This window comes from Pseudomonas frederiksbergensis (assembly GCF_003732665.1).
Lineage (GTDB): Bacteria > Pseudomonadota > Gammaproteobacteria > Pseudomonadales > Pseudomonadaceae > Aquipseudomonas > Aquipseudomonas frederiksbergensis_G.
The window spans coordinates 253,516-269,658 of the sequence record NZ_MOBP01000005.1 but is presented as its reverse complement, the minus strand read 5'-3'; the positions used below and the strand labels follow the sequence as shown (position 1 = coordinate 269,658).

Genomic DNA, 16,143 nt, shown 5'->3' with positions numbered 1-16,143 from the left:
AATAAGGACTCAGTTTTGATTCTGCGACCCGCACGTCTTTGTGCGGGGGCCAGTGGGGGGATTCGGCCTCATGGTAATTCGGAGGCTCCTTACCAATTACTGCACCCAAAAGAGATGATTTCTTCCCTCTGTCGTCCGCTTGTGGCCGATCTCTGCCGGTCACAACAGACTTCTATCGGTCAAAAGCAGGCGGTCATCTTGGAGCGGCTCTCCGGTCGCTGCTTGAAAGCTTTCAATCAACTTTTCTCAGCTTCCTGAGCAGCAATGCGGCACCGCTTTCATCAATGAATCGATCGTAAAGGAAGTCAACGGCGCGGGTTTTGTGCTGCACATATCTGAGAACATTACGAATAGCAGTGAGCATTTCCTCAATCTTCACTCTGCTGATACCGCTCAGATGAACCGCGCCTTTAACTATGTGATAGTCATGATCGTTGTGGGCAATTCGCTTGTTCCGATGCTCTCGAGCGTACTCCGTTTCAGCAAGGGCCAGGTCGCATAAGCTTTGGATTTCACCTCGCATAATTGGATCTAAGACCAACGCGGGCAATGCGCGCAAAGTTATATTTTTCTTCCCCCTCATTGTCGCAGGATCAGTCAAAGCCGCTATTCGAAGCAGAACGCTATCCCACAACTCATCCTGTATCACCCTAAAAAACAAGCTGGCGGTCTGGTTTAGAACATTGATATTTTCAGCACTAGTCCCGTATAGGTGCACGTATTGCTGCCAAACAATACCAAGTTCAATTACTTCGTGATGCACTGCGAAGAAAACCGGCCCCAGCTCACCCCCCATGGAGCCGACATATTCGTCACGCATCGCGCTTATGTTGTCCGTTTCCACTCCTACTCTCCTAGATGTTCGGTACAAGATAGACCTATTGCTAGCGTAGCAATGCTACTGAATAGTCATCCATCGTAGATGCGCCAGCCTGGGGCCTCTTGGATGAACGCAATATCGCGACCAGAGAGTCCGCTTTTGGCCGATTGCTGCCTGTCACTGAAGGTTGAAAACGACCTTAAGCTGACAATAGCCATATCCCCAGAGTGATTCTGACTCGAAACGACACAGGCATTACGGAGGTTAATCCTGAGGGTTCTCAGCGGGGGGGTGTTGTGTACTGAGTTGCTCGGTGATGAGCTTGGACAACAGCTCATGCAGTGGGCTTAGATCAAACGGACCTTGGGTCAGAGACTCGTCTACACGCTGGAGTGCAACAACGTATTCATCCCGGTCGCGACAAATCAGCTCAGGAAGGATCGTAGTCCCTGGTAGCCAGCTACCGGACTTCACACACAGTACAAAATAACAGGCGGCCCTAGCCGTTCGACCATTGCCGTTGATGAACGGGTGAATGTGGTTCAGTCGCCAGAGTACGTATGCCGACAGGGCCACTGGGTCGGATTGCTCCCAGTTTCTGTTCACCATGTTCACAAGGTCATCCATGAGCGCCTCGACACGGTAGTGGTCTGGGGGCGTATGTTTGCCTACGTAGACTTGGCAAGGGCGGTACTCGCCAGCATTCGTATGCAGGCAAGTAATCGCATGAAAGTTCAGTGCCTTGATGATGTGAGTCGATAGGAAAGGGCGCTGCGTAGCCAATGCGGCACCCACTATGGACCTCAAGAAGTCGTACTGCCGATTGCCATTGGAGACTTCCAGTTCTTGGTAGACTGGATCTTGTTCGGTTCCACCACACAGTTCGAAGAGGATCAACGTTTCGCCCCTTGGACTCCTTCCTGCTCAAGGATCAGCTTGCGAACCTGTTCGCGCGTAACGCCGTTCTTTGAGCCCACTGACCCGTAAACGAACGATACACGCTGCTCCAATACTTCCTCGGCCGTCTGTTTATGTTGCGAGGCCCCTTTGAGCGCAAGCAACAGATCTGGACTCGTATTCAAATCCAAGAAATTCTTTGCCATGTTGACCTCCTTTGCGCTGATTGACCTATACCTTCGACACCGGAGCACGCCAGGTGTCCTCTTTATTTATCGATCCCGCTGATGAAGAGCGCAAGAAAATTTACGTTCCCGGCTCCAGGCACCGACGCGTGGGGGCTGAATAGTCGGTGCCCCTGATTGTAGCCTGTTCTCACGCTTTCCCTCTGTGCGTTTAGTACCTACCGTCGAATCTGTACCCCCGATGAGAAACGACAAGGGCCTGCATCGCTCCCTTAGGGAACAGGCCACCGCACAACTCTTTGTAGACATTTAAGGGCAGGCTTTAGCCGGGTCGACGCTACCCATTCGCCCCTCGTCCGTCCACCGTCAGGTATTGGCCGTCTTCTGCAGCTCATAACCAGGGAACATGATGCTCAAATCAGGTCCCTTGGACGGGTCAGGTCGAATGAAAACAGTTGGGCAGATCTGTGCAGTTATCCCACCCAGCCTCAGCTAACGGCGACATGAGCTAGGCTTCCGGCATCATTCCTCTAGGACGACCGTCATGCCAGATAACTCAGACCGCAAGATTGCCACTGCGGACGCTCTGACATTGCTCCTTCACAACCAGCACGCCCTAGGTGCAGCGATAGAAGAAATAACCAAGTGGCTCTCAGAAAATGGGGTAGGCAGTGTCGCCGCTAATGCAATGTCGGCCATGGAAACGCTGGATACAAATGCTCAAGTCATCACAGATTCCATTATGAGGATACGCCAGTCATAGAATGCTCAGTGAGCTGCCCTCTGATTGAATTGCCCTGACTCTGTAGACACAAATGACTGGCAGCTATGGGTCGCTTTCTGCCTCTCGCGACGGGCAGAAAACGGCCAGAAGCGGTCGGTCGACTGATGGGATTAGGAAGGTTACATTTCACGTGCACGGAGATGCTTAGACGACTGCTCCACCAACATGCTGAAGCTGGCTTTGCCACCATCTCGGTCTCGTCATCGGTGACAACGCAGTCATTCGCTTCAGTCAGATACGACGCAGGTATTGCGTCCAGTTAAAGCATTCCATAGGAAAGCCCTGTTCACCGGCCTCGCTCAGATGAGCACAGAATCTTCAGGCGGAGCCTGCCATTATGGCAAGATCGAAAATCGTCGACGCACCACTCAAACAAAAGATCAGAAAGAACGCTCCCTTCGATTTGTCAGCTATTACAGCGGAATACCCGTACTTTTCACAACTGCTTGCTGTCGCTGTCGGTCAGCTCAAGGAGCTGCCGGATTTTTCTGATGACGAAAAAATCGCAGTGATGTCGGACTTCGGTGGTGAGCATCCGGGCGCGCACTTCAACACCTATTCGTTTCTGATCTTGGCTTACAACAAGGTCGGTCCGTTCATGGAGCAGATTGAAGAGCTAAGAAAAAAACATGGCTTGCTCAAACCCTACAGCGAGTTTGCATTCAAAGACTTGGGCTATGGACCAAGGAGCCGGGCCTTGCCGGAGTTTCTTCGTATAGTGGACAACTTCATCCACGGCGCGGTTATTACTATCGCCATCGACAAGCAGATCGACACAGTATTTGGTGTTTCAAAGAAGGAGGCGCATCCGTTCATTGAGAAAGAACTTTCCACCATGGGTTTGGGTAAATGGAAAGGGGCTGCTGGAGAGAAGGTTCTGCGCGTTTGTCACTCGATTGCATTGTTTGCCGCTCTAACTACGAGGGAGAACCAACGCCTGCTTTGGTATTGTGATAACGATGCTATTAACGAAAACGCCAGAGATAGAGGTTTTGCAGACACACAGCAAATATTTCTCCGGACGCTTGGTATGTATTCTAAACATAAATTTGATCTTGTTGGGTTTGGCAAGTCATTCGATGGAAAATCCCACTTAGATGACCTGCTGAGTATTCCAGATTTTGCTGCAGGCGTTGTTCAGGATCTTCTCAAGTCTCACAAAACCGGAGATGACAACATTCCCGGCGGTGAGGAAAAGATAGCGCTATTGAATTGGATGGCAACAAAAAGTAAGTTTTTATCAAAAATCACAATTCAAATCAGTAGACTTGCTAACGGGGAACTTGGCAGCGGGGTGGTCGATATTACACCCGCGAAGCAGAATAGCTGAACGATCAGCTTGGTACTCAGCTAGGACAGTTGGTGTGGACAGCAAGTTTATCTCAACAACTGCCATTGAACCGGCGAAGGATCGAATGTCAGCAACTGGTTGAATTTTACCTTGGACCAACGGTTGATTTGGGTCGACTGCGATGCTTCGTGAACGGCTTGTCCTCCACGCTGAGTGAGTATAAGTGGATCAGTCACGGTGCGTGGCGTTCGTTAACCGCCGTGAAGCAGCCAGCCATGACAACCAGCGACCAACTTGTCGGCGCTGATTGAAAACTGACCCACCCTGCCGATTGAAAATTGACCCAGGGCGGATTGCTGTTTTTTTGTCCCAGCAATTGTGAATAAGCTTAGCAGCAGTGTCCCGGTTGAACGGTCATCAAGCCCCACCGCATAAAGGCATGCGGCAGGGTGTTTATGAAGCAGAACAAAACGGTTCATCGTCCTCGATACCATCTTCGTCCTTGCGCTTTCGTTCACGTGATTTGATCTTTGTCTGCGCGACCAGGCTGCTGTGTTGCAGGCGGTAGGACTCGTTGCCCGTTTCGACTATGTGGCAATGGTGTGTCAACCGATCCAGCAACGCCGTGGTCATCTTGGCGTCACCGAACACACTCGACCATTCCGAGAAGCTGAGGTTGGTGGTGATCACTACGCTGGTGTGTTCGTACAGCTTGGACAGCAGGTGAAATAACAGCGCGCCGCCGCTCTGGCTGAAGGGCAAATACCCCAGCTCATCGAGTATCACCAGGTCTGTCCGTAGCAGCCCTTGAGCGATTCGACCTGCCTTACCCTCGTACTTTTCGCGCTCCAGCAAATTGACCAGATCCACCGTGGAGTAGAAGCGCACGCGTTTGTGATGCGTTGTAATCCCGGACACGGCCAGGGCGGTGGCCAGGTGTGTTTTGCCGGTTCCAGGCCCGCCGATGAACACCACATTCTGCGCGGTATCGGTGAACTCCAGGCTGGACAGATCCCTGACCAGACGGGCGTCTGCGCTAGAAGCGCTGAAGTCGAAGCCTGCCAAATCACGATGCATGGGCAGTTTGGCCATGTTCATCTGGTGGTTCACTGAGCGCACCGCTCGATCCGCATGTTCTTGTTGAAGCAGATACTCAAGCAGCCATTTCGACGAGGTCGTTGAGGCTTCGCCTTGCGAGGCCAGTTCTTCCCAGGCGCTGGCCATGCCATGCAGACGCAGTTCTTTGAGTTCCGCCTTAAGATCACGCATTGCGAGTCTCCTCATCGGTGGTATGGGCATCGAACAGCATCTCGTGGCCTTGGCTGGGATACGCAACCAACCAGAACGCGCGACTGGCGCACAGCTTCATGTGGGAGACCTGGATGCGTCGGAACAGGCCGCCGATCAGCAGTCCTTCTTCGCTCCAGTCGAATTGAAAAGCCTCGCCAAGTGTAAAGGTCAGCGGTACGAAGGCCCGTAAAGACTTGCCTTGCTCGCCGCGCCACGCGCGGATGAAGGCGGTGAGCTGGCTGTAGCCGCCGTCGTAACCCTGGGCTTTGATCTGCTCGAAGAGTGCTTTGGCGCTCCTGCGGTTGTGCTTTGCCCGGAACGAATCGGCCTTAAGCGCCTGCTCCAGCGCCTGGTGAAACGGACTGAGTTTGTTGAAGGCTGCGCACCGCTGGTACGCCGGTTGAGTAGCTTCGGGCGCTCTGACCCATTTTCGGATGGTGTTTCTCGACAGCCCGGTACGCTTGGCTATCTGGTGCAGCGAGAGTTTGTCGCGGAAGTACATCCGCCGGATTTTTCCCAACATTTCCATGCTGATCACCCTGTGTTCTCCTGCTCGAAAAGTGAGCAGAAGCAGTTGAACACCTGGGTCAGTTTTCAGTCGGCAGAACAGCCTTTACTGGGTCAGTTTTCGGTCAGCGGCAACAAGAAAAGATAGAAACACTGAAAAAGCAGATGCAGAAACTCAAGGAAGTCGAGGCACAGCTCCACGAAAGTCCAGACCAGCAGATTTCCCTCACAGACCCAGATGCACGCTCAATGGCCACGAGCGGTCGAGGCACCGGGACGGTTGGCTACAACGTGCAAACCGCTGTCGATGACAAACACCATTTGATCATTGCCCATGAGGTGACCAACATTGGCAATGATCGCGGGCATCTGAGCAATATGGCGAACCAAGCGCGTGAAGAAATTGGAGCTGAATCGCTAACGGTGGTGGCTGATCGAGGCTATTACAAAGGTCTGGAAATCCTTGCTTGCGAGCAAGCAGGCATCACTACCTTCGTACCGAAACCCCTCACATCTGGCAGCAAAGCGGAAGGCAGATTCGGCAAGCAGGATTTCATCTATCTTGCGGCGTCGGACGAGTATCGATGCCCTGCGGGGCAGTTACTAACCAGGCGACATTCGTCGACGGAAGACGGCATGTTATTGCATTGTTATTACTTCTTGGGCTGCCAGTCCTGCTCAATGCAAAAGCAATGCACGACGGGTAAGGAACGTCGGGTTAAGCGCTGGGAACATGAAGCGGTAGTTGATGCGATGCAGGTTCGATTGGAGCATGACCCGGGGAAGATGAAGGTTCGCCGCCAGACTGTTGAGCATCCTTTTGGAACGCTCAAATATTGGATGGGAGCCACCCACTTCCTGACCAAAACACTACCGCGGGTAAGTACTGAGATAAGCCTTCATGTGCTCGCCTACAACCTCAAACGAATGATGAGCATCTTCGGCATCGCAGGACTGCTTGAGGCGATCAGGGCGTGAATCCAGCCGCTTGGCTCGCCCGTTAGTAGGCGTTTGGGCCGCTGACGCGGTCCAAACGGCATTACGAACGTCTATGTAGCTGACTAGGGCAATTCGCGCTTCCGTCTGCTGGTTTCGCAGACAACGCCCGTAGTTCTCAACTTTCGATGTGTTCAGTGCGTTTTCACACAGCCTGGACCCAAAGCTGACGGTCTGGGGCGGCAAATGCCCAATCACCGCCGCTAAGATGTGCCGTTCACTTAAGCCCAATTGATGATTAGGTGGAGCGCACGGGTCCGACTCAGGGTGTAGCTGAGTCGCTCGATTTCGGTGTCAGAACTATCGCGCCGTCGATCACTTCAATCGTCAACATGTCACCGATGCTCAGTCCTAAACTGACGAGTAGCTCAGGCGGCAAATCAATGACGACGTCGCCACTTCCATCCGCAGGATCTTGGCATTTCACTGTCCAGCGTTGGGCTTCGATCATGATGTCACTCACACTTTGGTCTTGGCGGGAACGGTTCATTATGCTCGCTAATGTCTTCGCAAGTTGAAGCGTGAAGCTTGATGCTGACCGCTGAGGACTACTTCTGGTCGATTTTCTGTCTGTCGTGACGGGCAGCCGTCGGCCAATAGCGGCCCTTGGTTGCGCGCGCGCAGTGCGGGACTCGGCCCGACCGAGCCCTTTAGTAGCGATACATTCGAATCCCACCTACCATGGCACTAGAGCTGGGATCTTGATTACCGCTAGATAAGGAGGGTCGAAGTGCATCTTGTGCGTGTTCGCGTCCGGAACTTTAGAGGCATCGCCTACGGAGAGGTCCACCTCAATGGACACACCGCTTTTATCGGTGACAACAATGCTGGTAAGTCCACTTTGCTGGAAGCGGTGGATCTGGTACTTGGCCCAGAGCGCCTGAGTCGCCGTCCTGTAATTGACGAGCACGATTTTTATGCCGGTACATATGTAGACCCAGCCAAGAATGAGGTGGTCCCGATTCAGGTCGAGGTCATCGTCGCTGATCTTTCCGATGAGCAGCAGCGACATTTCCGCGACCACATCGAATGGTGGGACTCGCTGGCTAAGACATTGCTTGTAGGGGCACCTCCAGAGGGAACAGACGCCCCACATGTTAGTGCGGCATTGCGCGTCTTCTTCAACGGCTGGTATGACGTAGAAGAGGATGACTTTGCTGGAGATACTTACTACGCAACTCCCGAGATGCCGGATGGCTCCTACTTGCGCTTCTCTGCGCCCGACAAGCGAAAATGCGGTTTTCTTTATCTGCGTACGCTGCGAACCGGCGCTCGCGCACTCAGCCTGGAGCGAGGCTCTTTGTTGGACGTGATCCTTCGGCTGAAGGAGACACGACTGACAATGTGGGAAGACCTGCTCGACCAGTTGAGGGCACTGCCGGTTGGAGAGACCGAGGACATCGGCGAGTTGCTTCTCGCAGTCCAGGATGCAGTACGGCACTACGTTCCATCCGACTGGGCAGAGCAACCCCACATGCGGGTTTCGGACCTCACCCGCGACATGCTCCGCCGAACCCTGACTGTCTTCATGGGCACTGGAGCGAAGAGGTCGGATGGCACCATCTACTCCGCCCCATATCAGCATCAAGGCACTGGCACGATTAACACGCTGGTATTGGCTCTGCTGTCCATCATTGCCGAACTCAAGCAAAGCGTGATCTTCGCGATGGAAGAGCCAGAGATAGCACTTCCGCCGCACACGCAGAAACGAATCATCAATTCGCTGCGCCAGAAGTCGGCACAGGCCATCTTCACCTCTCACTCACCTTACGTGCTGGAGGAGTTCGAGCCTGCCCAGGTAGTGGTTCTCAAGCGAACGGCCGGTGTTATGACCGGAATCCCTGCTACATACCCACCAGCAGTCAAGCCTAAGGCTTATCGCACCGAATTTAGAACTCGATTCTGCGAAGCCCTACTGGCCCGCTACGTACTTGTGCTTGAGGGGCGTACGGAGTTCGACGCACTACCAGCCGCGGCCCGCCGGCTTGGAGAGCTGGATCCTACACGATTCAAATCGCTCGAAAACCTCGGTGTAGCCATTGTCGACGCTCGCGGCGAGACCAATGTCGCCCCGCTGGGTGAATTCCTCCGATCACTCGGCAAGGTCGTGTTCGCTGTGTTCGACAAGCAGTCTCCGGAGGCACTCGCAGCCATCAAGGCCTGAGTCGATTACCCTTATGAGTCTGCGAGCACAGGCTTCGAAGACCTGGTTCTGCAGGGGGCATCGGAGGCCGCACTCCGAAGCTATGCCGCTGTTGTAGTTGCTGCTGGCGATTGGCCGCAGCATCTCGCGCCATGGACGCCAACAGCCGCAATGACATTAGCGAATCTACAGGTGGCTCTGTCTAGCTATTTCAGTTGGGCTAAGGGTGGTGGGGACGCCGGCGACCTGCTCACCTCCTGCTTAACCGCTAACGACATGCCTGAATACGTGAGAACCACGTTGGCGGCCATCAAGAACATCATTGAACCACCGTCACCACCACCTCTTCCTACGCCGCTGCCAGCACTTCCTCCCCAGGCAATCGGCGTCTTCCTTCTTCCTGAAGTGCCCATAGCTGCAGCCGATCCGGCGCCATTGGTTGCAGCCTATAGGAAGTTTCAACCTTACCCGCCCAAGCCACTGACATGATCGCAGCGTGGAGCGATCAGAAGCGATATTTCCTAGCTTGCACTGGACATGCCCTCGCGCTGGGCGGCCCTGGCGCAGGCAAAACGCACGTCGCGTTGGTAAAAGCTCGTGATGAGATTCGCTCAGGAATACTCAAGCCCGGCCAGAAGATACTCTTCTTGAGCTTCGCCAGGCCTACCGTAGCGCGCATCATCGAAAAGGCCTCTGAGCTAATTTCGCGTGAGGATCTGAAACAGCTGGAGGTCAGCACGTACCACGGCTTCGCATGGAGCATTCTACGGAGCCATGCCTATTTGTTGAATGGTAGGCCGACCTTGCAGCTTCTGCCGCCCCCCGAAGCAGCAGCGCATTTGACTGACATCGATAAAGCCCACCACGAAGCTGAGAAGCGGCGTCTTTTCGTGCAGGAGGGCCGTTTGCATTTCGACCTGTTCGCAAGCTTAGCCAGCGAACTGCTTAGTCGGAGTAATCGGCTGGGCGCTATCTTCTCTGACACTTATCCCATCATCATCTTCGACGAGTTCCAGGACACTAACAGTGATGAGTGGGCGCTAATCAAGCAGCTTGGGAAACGTAGTCGCCTCACTGCGCTGGCCGACCCAGAACAGAGGATCTATGAGTTTCGAGGTGCTGATCCCAGGCGCTTGGGTGATTTTCTGGAAATTTTTGGCGCTGTCCAATTCGATTTCGCTGGTGAGAACCATCGCAGCAGCGGCACCGATATCGCGAACTATGGAAATGACCTTCTCACTGGCGCAAACAAGGGCAAAAACTATCAGCAGGTCAAAATCGTGCGTTACGGCTTTATGTATGGAAAGAGTCTGCACTTTAGCGCTAAGGCCGCTGTGTACTCGGCGCTGGATCGACTCAAGAAAGTACCAGGCAAATCGATCGCGGTCCTGGTGCCATCCAAGCGGCTAATGCTCGAATTTTCCGACTACCTTTCTTCCTCAGCTGACGGTCTGCCAGAGCTTCATCACGATGTTGCAATGGATGCTGAACCGCCGGCTCTAGCCGCTGGCGTTATCGCCACTCTGCTGGAGGGAGGCAAGGCTGGCGATATGGCGAGCCGCATGCTCGCCGCACTTCACACGCACATTCGTGGGCGTCGAGGAGGCAAGCCTACTCCACAGACCGAACTCGACCTGGCGGGCGCTCTTACCGGCTTCCTCTCCTCGGGAAAGATCCGCGGTACCAAGCGCCAGTTGATTGTTAGTGAGGTTCAACGCATCTCAGAGTTGCGGCAAGAGCTGCAACTATCAGGCGACCCTTCGGAGGACTGGTTACAGCTGCGCGGCTGGTTGGAATCGTCCACAGCAGAAGCCTTGAGGCAAGTAGCAACGGATGCCCGCTACCTACGACTTTTTCATCGTGGCTCGGTGCTGCGAACAAACTTGGGTGCCCTGTGGCGTGTCCAGGGTGGGTACACGGGCGCTGAAGAGGCGGTTCGCAGTGCCTTGATGCAGGAGCATTTTGCTGCAGCTCAAAAGGACTGGCGCGGCATCCATCTCATGACGATTCATAAGTCTAAGGGGAAGGAGTTCGACGAGGTCATCATCTACGACGGCCTGTACCAACGCATTGCCAAAGCCTCGCAGGATCCAAAGACCTGTTCTCAAGACCTTTTAGCTCTGCGGGTGGGCGTAACACGGGCGATACGCCGAACCACTGTTTTGACGCCGAAACGTGATCCCTGCCCTTTCCTGTGACTCACGACTTCGCTTGCTTGTTAGGTATCATCAAAGATCTACATAGAAATACCTATAGCAAACATCTTCAATGGACTCAAGAATATTTGCCCTGGTAGCGTCTTTTCTAATAACTGCATCATTGATGTAGTTGATTTGGGGCGGATTCATAAGATACTGGCGAAGGCGCATTTCCGCCTCATCTATCCCACCGTAGAGATAAAGTATTTTTTCAGAAACCACTCCATCTTTAATCGTAGAAGTTATCTGCTGCCTTACAATACCAGCGAGAAACGTCGCTAGTATATTGATATCCACAATTGGTGTATCTCCATATGGTATCCCACAGTGTGCAGGACCATTAAGCAATACCAAAGGCTGTATTTTTAAATTCGAGGGCAACGTAATCCCCTTAGTTTTACACTGCTCGCGAAATGTAGACTCATAGCGGTAAATATTCTTTACTTTCCTCTGCAACTGAGTACACGCCCCAATCACCTTTTCTCTGTGTTTGAAAGTATCAAACGTGTCCGAAGGTTGTAAAAAACATTTGATTTCACCAACTAGCAATATGCCACCAAGCAGGAGGACAAAATCAATTTCTTCATACTTCAGGTCAGCGCCACCAGGCAAATTAAACTTGAAATTTCCGTTACAAAACTTGACGGATGATTTCAAAGGCGAGTTCTCAATTTGCCGTTCTATTAAACTTCTGAGATACTTCTCAAATGAGTAGCCTCTAACATCCAGGTTAACCCCAATTTGTCTTAGCCAAATATTTACATTCCGCTGAGTTGTACCCCATAGAAGAGGTGTATATAGCACAAGCAATTTTTCGTTATCTAGACTCAGTAAAGGCTGAGTCCACAGCTCATTCTTTTCCTGATCACTTTTTTCGTGATCAAATACAAAAAAATCGACAAGATCACCCGCAAATTTTACAGATACATTTAGTGACTCGCTTACAGCCAAAACTAAAGCTATTTTATCAACGACCCGAGCGCAAACACTTACTAGTATCTGGTTGGCGCTTTCAGCATCAGAGTCAGTCATTGGCGATTGCATTAACATCCGTGCCAAGCTGTACAACACGGCCCAGCAACGGATGATATCCAAAATACCTCCACCCATCGATGGCGAACGGAATGACATATATTGTTCATAGTAAGGCTCCAACGCCTCACCGAGAATCATATACATGGCTGCTGAAGCAACATCTACAACACCCTCGGGAGCCAAGGTATAGCGGATGGTAGAATTTTCAACTACCTCGGCCTGGATCGGCCTAGGGATACCGAGCTCCTGATGACTCATCTTTTCATATAAACGATGAAAAGACATAAGCCGATTAACGCTCATTGCATGCGTCAGAACGTTTCTACGGTATTGAGTGACAACCTTCCATCTCGCAAAAAACTCGTCTCCGGGAAAAAAAGTGACACCCTTACTGAAGTCGACTTGGTAGTCATTCCAGAGGCAGTCCTCCCAATGCTCCTCCAATAACTTGTAAAATGAGCCGAGCCTATAATCTTGCGCAATCCGAACTAGATCAATTGCTCGCTCGTCAAGGGAGGTTTTTATGTGACGATCACTCAACACCACTTGTATCGGCAGATGAAGAGCATCGATATCAATTTGAGCAACTTCATCAATCGAGTGAGCGACACCTTGATTGTCAAATAGCTCGGGAGCGATTATTTTTTTGCTCGCGTCTTCGTCAGATAAATTTTCCGTATTGCTGCTCAGCTCTTCAACTGCGCCCTGATACATCATCGCGTTCAAGTTTGCATGCGTCACGAGGCCAAGTAGCTTATCGCTCCTACTGATCGATTTATCAGAGGCAAAACCGAGCTGGCCACGAATTTTGCTGAACGCCTCACTGAACCAAAGTCCTGATAATTTCAGATTTTTCGTGCGTTCGTCTTCTGATGAACCAGGATCTACTATCCATAGTTCTGGGTCAAAGCGCTTTTGATTGGGCCGGGATATCTCATTTTTACGTACACTGTCAAAAAAAATCATATTGGCGAACTCTTAAATAATCTAACACTGATCTAAACCGTCAGCGCGGTATTTTATATGTCATCGATATACGCACCATGCTCGCGTTTCCGTTAGCTGATCAAGGTCACAATGTTTCGGTAACAGTTAGACCGACCCAAAAACCAATGAAGGTACGCATCCCGTCCATCCAAATGTTTCAGGCGATACCGAAGCAGCTCTTAACTGATTGAAAGTGTAAGGCGAAGCAGGTAGCGATCAAAACGATAAGGACGGATAAAGCTAGCCATCCCGTAAGAGGTACCTTATCTCTCCAAAAACTGAAGTTTTTCTGTTTTGCTACCCAGTCAATTTGGTACTGCCAAAAGAATTTATAGTGAGCGTACCAGTCGCTGAAGAGAATTTGTTTACTGATAGAAGCACCATAGTACTGCGATTCAAATGCCGCCAGGCGCGCCCAGTAAAGGGAAAAGTCAGCATTTGGCGCGAGAGCTTCAACCTCTCGGTACAGGTCTCGCAGGCCGTTGAAAATTTTGGTGATCTCCACAGCAGCTTTTTCATAGTCTGATTTTTTTGAATCGTAAACCGAGATATAAATACCGATAACTCCCAACACTGCCAGTGCTGCGGAGACGTTTTTGGCTGACAAAGAATCATAAACCAGAGAAAAAATGCCTATGGCAGTGCCAATGAATCCAATCAACCCAGGAATCTTTTCTACGATGTCATAAGTTGCCCAATGCTTGCGGCCGCCGAAACCAACGTTGTAGCCCGTTTCTGCGATGCTCTTGAGTAAAGACACCTGGCTCATATGCTTTCACTAATAGGTACGGTTATTTCGCTGCGGGCTACGACAACATCATCCTTCAGGATGTAGCATTCAACCAGGTGGTCGCCTTTGAAGCTCGTGGATTCCTGAATTGTCTCATGTCCCGTGTCGCCTTTTATGTAGCCGCGGACGCAATCACGCTTCTCAGCTTCTTGCCCGATATTGAGCACCTTCCATTTGACGGTGTACGGCTTTGGAACGTCGTTTCGAATGATTTTAAATTTGAGCGTCTTGCGCGCTTGGAGGGGCAATCCTAGTGAAATTAGCTCACTCAGCAACCGTTCTCGAAAGCCTTTCTGCTCAACGTCACAGTCGATTACCAAGGGATAGCGAACATCGACAGGTGCGAGATCCTCGATAAACTCTTCGGTGTCCTTGAAGGCATAAAGGGAATTGTCGGCCAGCGCCTCCATACCAGCACGTGCGGCGGCGCGTGTTGTTGGGAAATCGCGACCGAATACCTTCCTCCAACGCTCACCCTCAGTTTCCTTACCCGCAGCTTCAATGGCCTTCAGGGATAGCTCATATGCTCGCTTGGCCGGTTTTTGAAATTTCTGTTTCACCTTGACGTGTTGGCGACTGCCCAGAGCCGCGTAGCGTTCTTGTTGTGGAAGGTTTGACGCGTAGTGAAAGAAGTCCCTGACCATGCAGTCGTAGGAGGCGAAACTTTTGTCAGCGTAATCGTCTGTCTGCGTGAGGAAATTATGCGCCAACGTGTCGAGCAGCAGACCCCCAATCCCGATACCGTGCTTGTTCTTCCACGCCCGTAGCATTTTGCATAGGCGACGCAAGTTTCCATTCTGGTCATCATCGACCTCGCCGGTAGCCTTAATTTCATCTTTGGGTTTGGTGATCTTCCACGATCCGCCGTTGTACGTATCAGGGTATTTGAAGCTACCGTCGTCTTGCTTGAAAACGGGCTGAACCTCAACGTTGAAGTTCAGGAACTTAACGCAAACCACCAAACGGTCAACGGTGATCGCGGTCGTGGAGTACCTTTCTTGGATGGCAACTTTCGTGTCTGAGAGTAGCTTCGACTGCCCGCCTTCCTTGTCGTACTTGTCCCAGGCACTGTTGGGCATGATGTACAACATATCGAGGTCGGAGACGCCTTTGATGGCTGTCCACCGGCCATAGGAGCCTACTTGAAGATTATTGGCGGTCGAGTCCAGCGTCCGAAAATACTTATTGAGCGATCGAGTGACACCGGAGTAACGATCTTCAATCGTCACGTGGTTGGTGATGCGCAGATTGGAGACAAAATCCTTGAAAATAGTAGCAGTTGACATTGGTATCCCTACTCGTCAGTTCCCCAATCACGCTCTGTTGGAGTCTCGGCATAGTAGCCGACGGCTATCATCAAGGTCTATCGCCTGACACTTGGTTGTGCCCAGAACGAGAGCAGCCACAACTGACCAGTCTTTGCGCGCGAACGGCAAAAAAATGGCGAAGCATTCCCCCATCGAGCGGAGAGTGTTGATAGCGGGAGCAAGATAACTTCGATAGGCACCGGGGTGCGCGCATCTATAGGATTTTTCGAGACCTTGCCAGCAGTAGCACAACCATGTCGGCTAGATTCTTGGCGTCATCGATCCCTCGGTGGTACTGGCCGCTCCAATTTAGCCCAAGTGCTTCGACGGCAGCCCACAATCCTATTGACGGACATGCAAATATTTCGCGATAGCTTCGTTCAATATCCAAATGTTGAACTCCACACAGTATCGGCGTGCAATTGGCTCTCAGAGCGTCAGCTGCGAGCTGATCAGCGTCGTAATCTCCCCACGATCCCCACACTGCGTTGGGGTATTTCTGAAGGAATGCAGTGAACTCCGTTGCTACCTTTGGGAATGATTGGGCAGCATCCACATCGGCTTGCCTAATAGATGTCAGATTGATACAGAAGTCAGTCAGTGTAGGGTGGAGGACTGGGCGCACATAGCGCTGAAACATGTCTACGGTTTCCATTCTTCGTAGATCAATCACGGCTACGCCTATCTCGATCGTTTCCATCTCATCTGGGCTGACGACCAGTGCTCGAGGATTTTCGGACTCCATGAGCTCGTCGCATGTCGCCTCAAGGTCGATGCACAGCATAAAATCAAAAGACTTTATTAATGTTTCGAACGCCTCCAATTCTTGAATATCGGGGAGACTTTTCATCTGACCTTCCTGGAACCAGGACGTCGCCACCACGTTGGCGTAGAGAGTGGCTAGCCCGGTCTT

The 16,143-nt window shown here is 51.8% G+C and carries 14 protein-coding genes and 2 pseudogenes; 5 read left to right on the top strand and 11 right to left on the bottom strand.

The window, feature by feature from the left end:
* Positions 1–232: 232 nt before the first annotated feature.
* The 3 genes from BK665_RS09025 to BK665_RS09015 form a co-directional block, all read right to left on the bottom strand.
* Positions 233–844 (bottom strand): AbiU2 domain-containing protein, encoded by a 612-nt coding sequence (locus BK665_RS09025; protein ID WP_221179248.1) that lies wholly within the window; start codon positions 842–844, stop codon positions 233–235.
* Between the two features lie 240 nt (positions 845–1,084).
* Positions 1,085–1,615 carry a Fic family protein gene (locus BK665_RS35325; RefSeq protein ID WP_375538927.1) on the bottom strand — a complete coding sequence of 177 codons (531 nt, stop codon included), beginning with the start codon at positions 1,613–1,615 and terminating at the stop codon, positions 1,085–1,087.
* A gap of 98 nt (positions 1,616–1,713) precedes the next feature.
* Positions 1,714–1,923, bottom strand: coding sequence for a hypothetical protein (locus BK665_RS09015; protein WP_123404723.1), 210 nt, complete (start codon positions 1,921–1,923; stop codon positions 1,714–1,716).
* A 523-nt stretch (positions 1,924–2,446) separates the two neighbouring features.
* On the opposite strand from BK665_RS09015, the gene BK665_RS34765 reads away from it, so the two are divergent.
* Both BK665_RS34765 and BK665_RS09005 read left to right on the top strand, forming a co-directional pair.
* Positions 2,447–2,665, top strand: coding sequence for a hypothetical protein (locus BK665_RS34765; RefSeq protein ID WP_123404721.1), 219 nt, complete (start codon positions 2,447–2,449; stop codon positions 2,663–2,665).
* A gap of 358 nt (positions 2,666–3,023) precedes the next feature.
* Positions 3,024–4,016, top strand: a complete 993-nt coding sequence (locus tag BK665_RS09005) for a hypothetical protein (RefSeq protein ID WP_123404719.1) — start codon at positions 3,024–3,026, stop codon at positions 4,014–4,016.
* A 212-nt stretch (positions 4,017–4,228) separates the two neighbouring features.
* On the opposite strand, the gene BK665_RS34235 is transcribed toward BK665_RS09005, so the two are convergent.
* From BK665_RS34235 to istA, 3 genes and pseudogenes are all read right to left on the bottom strand, one after another.
* A complete protein-coding gene (locus BK665_RS34235) occupies positions 4,229–4,456 on the bottom strand; it encodes a hypothetical protein (RefSeq protein WP_148053203.1) in 228 nt (75 codons plus the stop codon).
* Positions 4,431–5,246, bottom strand: a complete 816-nt coding sequence (gene istB, locus BK665_RS09000; RefSeq protein ID WP_123404717.1) for an IS21-like element helper ATPase IstB — start codon at positions 5,244–5,246, stop codon at positions 4,431–4,433. The genes BK665_RS34235 and istB overlap by 26 nt, the downstream gene beginning before the upstream one ends.
* A gap of 19 nt (positions 5,247–5,265) precedes the next feature.
* A pseudogene (gene istA / locus BK665_RS08995) lies at positions 5,266–5,796 on the bottom strand (IS21 family transposase); the annotation flags it as partial.
* Positions 5,797–5,900: 104 nt separating this feature from the next.
* Between istA and BK665_RS08990 the strand changes: the two are divergent.
* Positions 5,901–6,752, top strand: a pseudogene (locus tag BK665_RS08990) (transposase); the annotation flags it as partial.
* A 280-nt stretch (positions 6,753–7,032) separates the two neighbouring features.
* Here the strand turns inward: BK665_RS08990 and BK665_RS08985 are convergent.
* Complete coding sequence (locus BK665_RS08985) at positions 7,033–7,221, bottom strand: AbrB/MazE/SpoVT family DNA-binding domain-containing protein (protein WP_123404715.1); 189 nt, start codon at positions 7,219–7,221, stop codon at positions 7,033–7,035.
* 279 nt (positions 7,222–7,500) lie between these two features.
* Between BK665_RS08985 and BK665_RS08980 the strand changes: the two genes are divergently transcribed.
* The gene (locus tag BK665_RS08980; protein ID WP_259699587.1) at positions 7,501–8,934 is read left to right on the top strand and encodes an ATP-dependent nuclease; all 1,434 of its coding nucleotides are present in this window, start codon (positions 7,501–7,503) and stop codon (positions 8,932–8,934) included.
* A gap of 464 nt (positions 8,935–9,398) precedes the next feature.
* Positions 9,399–11,111, top strand: coding sequence for a UvrD-helicase domain-containing protein (locus BK665_RS08975; protein ID WP_123404713.1), 1,713 nt, complete (start codon positions 9,399–9,401; stop codon positions 11,109–11,111).
* Between the two features lie 30 nt (positions 11,112–11,141).
* Here the strand turns inward: BK665_RS08975 and BK665_RS08970 are convergent, their stop codons facing one another.
* The 4 genes from BK665_RS08970 to BK665_RS08955 all read right to left on the bottom strand — a co-directional run bounded on the left by BK665_RS08970 (position 11,142) and on the right by BK665_RS08955 (position 16,080).
* Positions 11,142–13,112 (bottom strand): hypothetical protein, encoded by a 1,971-nt coding sequence (locus BK665_RS08970; protein WP_123404711.1) that lies wholly within the window; start codon positions 13,110–13,112, stop codon positions 11,142–11,144.
* Between the two features lie 178 nt (positions 13,113–13,290).
* Positions 13,291–13,902, bottom strand: coding sequence for an SLATT domain-containing protein (locus tag BK665_RS08965; protein WP_123404709.1), 612 nt, complete (start codon positions 13,900–13,902; stop codon positions 13,291–13,293).
* Entirely contained in the window at positions 13,899–15,209 is a 1,311-nt protein-coding gene (locus tag BK665_RS08960; RefSeq protein WP_123404707.1) for a nucleotide-binding domain-containing protein, read from the bottom strand. Before BK665_RS08960 ends, BK665_RS08965 begins: the two co-directional genes overlap by 4 nt.
* 235 nt (positions 15,210–15,444) lie before the next feature.
* A complete protein-coding gene (locus BK665_RS08955; protein WP_123404705.1) occupies positions 15,445–16,080 on the bottom strand; it encodes a 3'-5' exonuclease in 636 nt (211 codons plus the stop codon).
* Positions 16,081–16,143 lie beyond the last annotated feature (63 nt).

Coding starts and splice junctions, on each gene's coding strand:
- BK665_RS08975 (WP_123404713.1), top strand. CDS start 9,399: ATGATCGCAGCGTGGAGCGATCAGAAGCGATATTTCCTAGCTTGCACT.
- BK665_RS34765 (WP_123404721.1), top strand. CDS start 2,447: ATGCCAGATAACTCAGACCGCAAGATTGCCACTGCGGACGCTCTGACA.
- BK665_RS08970 (WP_123404711.1), bottom strand. CDS start 13,112: ATGATTTTTTTTGACAGTGTACGTAAAAATGAGATATCCCGGCCCAAT.
- BK665_RS08965 (WP_123404709.1), bottom strand. CDS start 13,902: ATGAGCCAGGTGTCTTTACTCAAGAGCATCGCAGAAACGGGCTACAAC.
- BK665_RS08955 (WP_123404705.1), bottom strand. CDS start 16,080: ATGAAAAGTCTCCCCGATATTCAAGAATTGGAGGCGTTCGAAACATTA.
- istB (WP_123404717.1), bottom strand. CDS start 5,246: ATGCGTGATCTTAAGGCGGAACTCAAAGAACTGCGTCTGCATGGCATG.
- BK665_RS09015 (WP_123404723.1), bottom strand. CDS start 1,923: ATGGCAAAGAATTTCTTGGATTTGAATACGAGTCCAGATCTGTTGCTT.
- BK665_RS09005 (WP_123404719.1), top strand. CDS start 3,024: ATGGCAAGATCGAAAATCGTCGACGCACCACTCAAACAAAAGATCAGA.
- BK665_RS34235 (WP_148053203.1), bottom strand. CDS start 4,456: ATGAACCGTTTTGTTCTGCTTCATAAACACCCTGCCGCATGCCTTTAT.
- BK665_RS08960 (WP_123404707.1), bottom strand. CDS start 15,209: ATGTCAACTGCTACTATTTTCAAGGATTTTGTCTCCAATCTGCGCATC.
- BK665_RS08985 (WP_123404715.1), bottom strand. CDS start 7,221: ATGATCGAAGCCCAACGCTGGACAGTGAAATGCCAAGATCCTGCGGAT.